Genomic DNA, 6000 nt, shown 5'->3' with positions numbered 1-6000 from the left:
GCCGGACCGATTTCGCTTTCGTTTCCGAATCGAATCTTTTCGGCATAACACTCAACCTTCCAAGAAAGGAGAAGTGCATCAAACCCGGGACGGTTCACTGCTTTCGTTGCCGTTCAACGCCAACACCGGCTGAGCCCACGAGGTATCCCCGCCCGCGTACGCGACACGCCACGCGTTGAACGAGGACGTGATATCGACCAAGCCGACACCACTCGCGTCAGTCGTGCCCGAACCAGCGATCGGCATCACGTTCGACGCCCAATAGTTCAACTCCTGCCCAGAAGGCATCTGCTCACGAACCACCAACAACTTCGACGGGTCAGGCGCGGAACCCGCCCCGGTCTCCACCGCCGCGTTCGACACCACGATCCCCGGGTTCGATGCGATCGTCGACCACACCGACGTCAAGTCATACGCCACATGGGTACGAAAGTTGTAGCCGGTCGTATAGCCGACCTCTTGCCAACACCCCGACGTCGGCGGATACGTACACGACACCCCCGACGCTGTTGTCGCCCGAAACATCGCCAACGTCACCCACCCCATCGAGGAGCCAACACCGACCAGCGGATCCAACCGAACCGGGAACTCGTCATCTCTCAACCCGTTCAACCACTCCTGACCAGCCGACAACACCAACCGCTGCGACGACTCACCCGTCACCTCGCTCACCAACGCGATCTTCGACGTCTCACCCAACACCAACTCGCCGTTCGCGTCCGTTGCCACCGGCGGCAACACCACAAGATCAGTATCAACCCCACCGACCCGCAACCTCATCGACCCCGGCACGCTCAACACGCCAGTTCGCTGCTCAACCGGCACCAACTCGCCACCATCGACCACGAACTCGAACTCGCTCTTGCGTTGACGACGCTTCAACACCACGTCCTCTTTCAACCCGCCCGACGACACCGAGTAGACCACATCAACACCCGGCCACACCTCGCGGTAGGTCACCGATCTGCCATCAGCGCCCAACACCGGCAACACATCCGCGCCCTTCGGACGAAACGACATACCGCGACCGTTCTCGTCGCTCACCGTCACACCCGACCCGGAAGACTCGAAACGATACGACACCCGATCACCCCTCGACACGACCACACCGCGATCGCCACGCTCATACGCCAACCGCACATCGATCTCCCGCCAACGCCCATCCGCATCCTCGAACCAACGACGCTGCGCCGACACCTCGATACCACGCGCGCCATCAGCGCCAGTGATCAACTCCGACACCTCACTCAACGGACCATCCGGATCCGTGAACACCCCACGCCCCTCCACCGAAGGCAGATCCGACGTCGCCTCAGAAGGCTCCCACTCCGGTGCCCCGTCAGCAACCGGTTCCGGAGTCAACACCGCCCGGTCATCCATCCCCACACCGACACGACCATCACCCGGCACGCTCGTATCACGCCGACCCGTCGGCCACGAAAACGGGCCATCCGGAATATCGATCTCGGGCCGCTGCCCGGAACCCGCACCAGCACGGGCGCCAGCATCGACCTCCGCCCCCGCCACACCAGCCGTAGCCGGCACCACCAAAACTATCGCCAAAACAATCGCAACCCAACGACACAAACGGCCCATAACGGCCCCCCGACCCACTCCACCAGCCCCAGCATCCTCCAGAACCGATGACCCACAGCCCCCGAAACAGAGACCTACCGTCCCATCGGCCAAACAACCCAAGAACCTGAACCAAATAGGCCAAATTGCCCACACGCTGCGCTTGAGCAGGTGCTCGAAGTAGCCGAGTTCGGCGCCGGGAGGTGCGTGACCAGCACGAGTTCAGCCGTTCACTGGCGACAGGTACGGGTACACGACAGGCGCGCGTTGCCGAGGGGTAGGGTCACACCATGACGGAGCATTCCTCCCCCGCCGACGAAGGTGCAGCCAGCAGCATCGCCGGCCACAGCAGCGCCGACCCGCTGGTGACGTTGCCCGGCACCGACGTTCGGTTTCGACCACTCGGCCTGGGAACCTGGGCGTGGGGGGACCGCTACACATGGGGGATGGGCGGCTACGACACCTCGCTGACGGAGGCCACCATCGCCGGTGCCTTCTCGGCCTCCCTCGACGGTGGGATCACCCTTCTCGACACCGCCGAGGTCTACGGCAAGGGGGAGAGCGAGCGGATCATCGGCCGACTCCTTCGCACCGGCGACGTCGACCGCTCGGCCGTGGTCCTCGCCACGAAGTGGTTTCCGAGTCCGCGGCAGATCAATGTCAAGAGCGCGATGCGGTCCGCGCTTGAGGCGTCGCTCGAACGTCTCGGCGTCGACCAGGTCGACCTCTACCAAGTGCACGGGCCGACCAGCCTTCGCGGCCACAACGTCATCGCCGAGGGACTGGCCTCGCTCGTCGCCGACGGACTCACCAAGTCCGTCGGTGTCTCCAACTATTCGGTTCGCGAGATGATGTCGATGCAGGCGCAACTGGCCCGTCGCGGCACGGCCCTCGCATCCAACCAGATCGAGTTCTCCCTCCTGCGCGACCTTCCCCTCACGAGCGGGATGCTGCAGCGATGTCGCGAACTCGGCATCGTCGTGCTCGCCTACTCCCCCATCGGGCAAGGACGACTCAGCGGGAAGTACAGCGCGCAGAACCCTCCTCCCGGCAAACGCGGATTCGCCCCACATCCGATGGAGACCGTCGACCGAGTGGTGGCCGAACTGCGCTCCATCGGCAACCGCCACGGCCGCACCCCGTCACAGGTGGCGCTCCGCTGGCTCATCCAACACGGCACTGTCCCCATTCCCGGGGCAAAGAACGCCGAGCAGGCGATGCAGAACGCCGGAGCGCTTGGCTGGCAACTCACGTCGGAGGAGATGGAGCAGCTCGATCGCGCATCGCTGCCGCCGAGGTGGACGATCTCCAACCGCGTCTGGCAGCACGGCTGACGCCAAGATCGTCAAACCCTGCCTTTACGTCCGGGCATTTCGGCCGATACAAGACAGCGTGACGATGCCCGCCGAACTCCAAGCGCGAATCGCCTCGATCGAGGCGCGTTTCGCCCCGATCACCTCAACCGCCAACTCGGTCTCGTCGACGACGACGGCAGATGCGACGTCGAGTGCGTTGTTTTCGTCCATGCTCGCCGGGCTCACAGGCGATACCGGCTCCTCGGGGCTGCTCGGCCAGACAGGACTCGCCACCTCGGGCCTGCTCGGCCAGACAGGACTCGGCACCTCGGCGCTCGGGCTCTACGGCACGGGAACGAACTCGCCGTTGATCGCCAACGCGCTCGCCGCACGCAACGCCTCGGCGCTGAACTCGATCGGCGGGGTGTCCGCCACGAACGCCTCCGCAGCCTCCAACGGATACGGCACCGCAGCCCAAACCAGGCTCGCAACGAAGTCCGAAATCGCCGCGATCGAGCCGACGCTCACCAACGGCCGACTCGCCGACTCACAACTGGCGCCGCTCGGGGTGGGAAGCCACAAGCTGTTGCCGCAGGCCGCGAACGGGTTCAAACAACTCCGCGCCGCAGCAGCGGCCGAAGGTGTCACGATCGGTATCACCGACTCCTATCGCAGCTACGACGCTCAGGTCGACGTCGCCCGACGCAAGGGCCTCTACAGCCAAGGCGGGCTCGCCGCGAAACCGGGGACAAGTGACCACGGCTTCGGCTTGGCCGTCGACCTCGACCTCGACTCTGAAGCCCTCGCTTGGATGCGCACCAACGCGTCGCGCTTCGGCTTCGTCGAGGACACCCCTCGCGAGTCGTGGCACTGGAAATTCAACGGGGTCTGACCCACAACGTGACCGTGTCGGCGCGCCCGCACCGGGCAGACTGACCCCATGGGAACTCCTCCGATCGACAACGACGCCTGGCGCGACAAACTCAACGACGAACAGTTCCGCATTCTTCGCGAGTGCGGCACCGAGCCGGCATGGTCCGGCGAACTGCTCCACGAGAAGCGGCCGGGCGTCTTTCATTGCGGGGCGTGTGACGCCGCGCTGTTCGGCTCCGAAACGAAGTTCGACTCGGGCTCCGGCTGGCCGAGCTTCTATGACGTGTTGAACAACGAGGCCCTCACCCTCATCGAGGATCGCAGCTACGGCATGGTCCGCACCGAGGTCCGCTGCGCCAACTGCGATTCACACCTCGGCCACGTCTTCCCCGACGGCCCCGCCCCCACCGGTCTTCGCTACTGCATCAACTCGGTGTCGCTGTCGTTCGACCCAGACTGATCGACCGGCACCCCTTCCTTACACTCGCCGACACTTCGATAGGCGACGCCTATGAGGCTGAGACGATCAAAGTATTGGAATAGCTCTCGGCCCGAGACGACGATGGTCGTACACCAACACCCCAGGAGCGAATCGTGACGAACTTGAGCCAACGACCACCACTGACCAACGAGGCCGGCACCCCGGTTGCCGACAATCAGAACTCCCAGACCGCAGGCCCCAACGGCGCGGTGATGTTGCAGGACCAACACCTGATCGAGAAACTGGCCCGCTTCAACCGTGAGCGCATCCCCGAGCGAGTCGTGCATGCCCGCGGTTCGGGTGCATATGGCACGTTCACCGTCACCGCCGATGTCACGAAGTACACCTCAGCCGACTTCCTCTCCGAGGTCGCCAAGCAGACCGAAGTGTTCGTCCGCTTCTCGACCGTCGCCGGCGGACGTGGCGCCCCCGAAGCGGTGCGCGACCCCCGCGGCTTCGCGGTGAAGTTCTACACGGCCGAGGGCAACTACGACCTCGTCGGCAACAACACACCGATCTTCTTCCTGAAGGACCCGCTGAAGTTCCCCGACTTCATCCACTCCCAAAAGCCCGACCCGTTCACCAACAAGCAGGAAGCCGAGAACGTCTTCGACTTCTTCTCCCACGGCCCCGAGGCCACCCACATGTTCACGTGGCTGTTCGGCGACCGCGGCATCCCCGCCTCGTATCGCCACATGGACGGCTTCGGCAGCCACACGTTCCAGTGGGTGAACGCGGATGGCGAACGCACCTGGGTCAAGTACCACTTCAAGACCGACCAGGGCATCAAGACGCTCACCACCGAGGAGGCCGCCGAGTTGGCAGGCCGTGCCCCCGAGTCGCACAACACCGACCTCGTCGAGGCCATCGAACGCGGCGAGTTCCCGACATGGACCCTCAAGATGCAGTTCATGAGCGACGCCGACGCGAAGCGCTATCGCATCAACCCCTTCGACGTCACCAAGGTCTGGAACTACGCCGACTTCCCCCTCGTCGAGGTCGGAAAGTTGGAACTCAACCGCAACGCCGACAACTTCTTCGGCGAAGTGGAACAAGCCGGATTCGACCCTGGCTCGTTCGTGCCGGGAATCGGACCGTCCCCCGACCGCATGTTGCAGGGCCGACTGTTCGCCTACGGCGACGCACATCGCTACCGCCTCGGCATCAACCACACGCAACTGCCGGTCAACGCACCGCACGCCACGACCGCGCAGAACTACGGCCGTGACGGGCTGATGGCGTTGGGCACCAACGGTGGTCGGTCGAGGAACTACGAGCCGAACAGCTTCGACGGACCGGCGCAAAGCAACGTCGCTTTGTATGCCGGGATCGATTCCGACGGAGCGACCGGCAGCTACGAATGGGAACAGCGCGAGACCGACTACTTCACCCAGGCCGGTGACCTGTACCGGTTGATCGACGAGGACGCGAAGGCCCGCCTCGTCGACAACATCGCCTCCACCCTCGCCCAGATCGACGCCGCGGATGCCCGCGGAATCATCGAGCGGTCGGTGTCGTACTTCCGAGCCGCCGATCCCGACTACGGCGCCCGCATCGAAGCTCGTATCGCCGAGCTCCGCGGCTGATCCGGCGGTTCTCGTCAATCCGGGTGGCTGTCCGCGGTGTCCTCACCGCGGGCAGTCGCTCGTTTGAGGGCAACGAACCTCTCGAGGTCGAACGGCGCTGGCTCACCGCTTGTCTCACCGGCTACCAAGAGGGAACGCAGCGCCGTCGTCTTCCGTTCGCCGCCATCTGGATCGAGCGACATATCTTGTG

At 64.4% G+C, this 6000-nt stretch carries 5 protein-coding genes; 4 read left to right on the top strand and 1 reads right to left on the bottom strand.

All coding sequences use genetic code 11. The annotated features are described in order from the left end of the window. Window positions 1–78: 78 nt before the first annotated feature. A complete protein-coding gene (locus M9952_15960) occupies window positions 79–1380 on the bottom strand; it encodes a hypothetical protein (GenBank protein ID MCO5314418.1) in 1302 nt (433 codons plus the stop codon). Between the two features lie 485 nt (window positions 1381–1865). Between M9952_15960 and M9952_15955 the strand changes: the two genes are divergently transcribed. The 4 genes from M9952_15955 (at window position 1866) to M9952_15940 (ending at window position 5810) form a co-directional block, all read left to right on the top strand. Beyond that, a complete protein-coding gene (locus tag M9952_15955) occupies window positions 1866–2909 on the top strand; it encodes an aldo/keto reductase (GenBank protein MCO5314417.1) in 1044 nt (347 codons plus the stop codon). Window positions 2910–2973: 64 nt separating this feature from the next. Next, window positions 2974–3762 carry a M15 family metallopeptidase gene (locus M9952_15950; protein MCO5314416.1) on the top strand — a complete coding sequence of 263 codons (789 nt, stop codon included), beginning with the start codon at window positions 2974–2976 and terminating at the stop codon, window positions 3760–3762. A gap of 48 nt (window positions 3763–3810) precedes the next feature. Then, complete coding sequence (gene msrB / locus M9952_15945; GenBank protein ID MCO5314415.1) at window positions 3811–4203, top strand: peptide-methionine (R)-S-oxide reductase MsrB; 393 nt, start codon at window positions 3811–3813, stop codon at window positions 4201–4203. Between the two features lie 143 nt (window positions 4204–4346). Beyond that, window positions 4347–5810 carry a catalase gene (locus tag M9952_15940; protein ID MCO5314414.1) on the top strand — a complete coding sequence of 488 codons (1464 nt, stop codon included), beginning with the start codon at window positions 4347–4349 and terminating at the stop codon, window positions 5808–5810. Window positions 5811–6000: the final 190 nt, after the last annotated feature.

This window comes from Microthrixaceae bacterium, assembly GCA_023957975.1.
Taxonomy (GTDB): Bacteria; Actinomycetota; Acidimicrobiia; order Acidimicrobiales; family Microtrichaceae; genus JAMLGM01.
The sequence above is the reverse complement of the archived record's forward strand: the minus strand, read 5'-3'. Positions and strand labels throughout refer to the sequence as shown.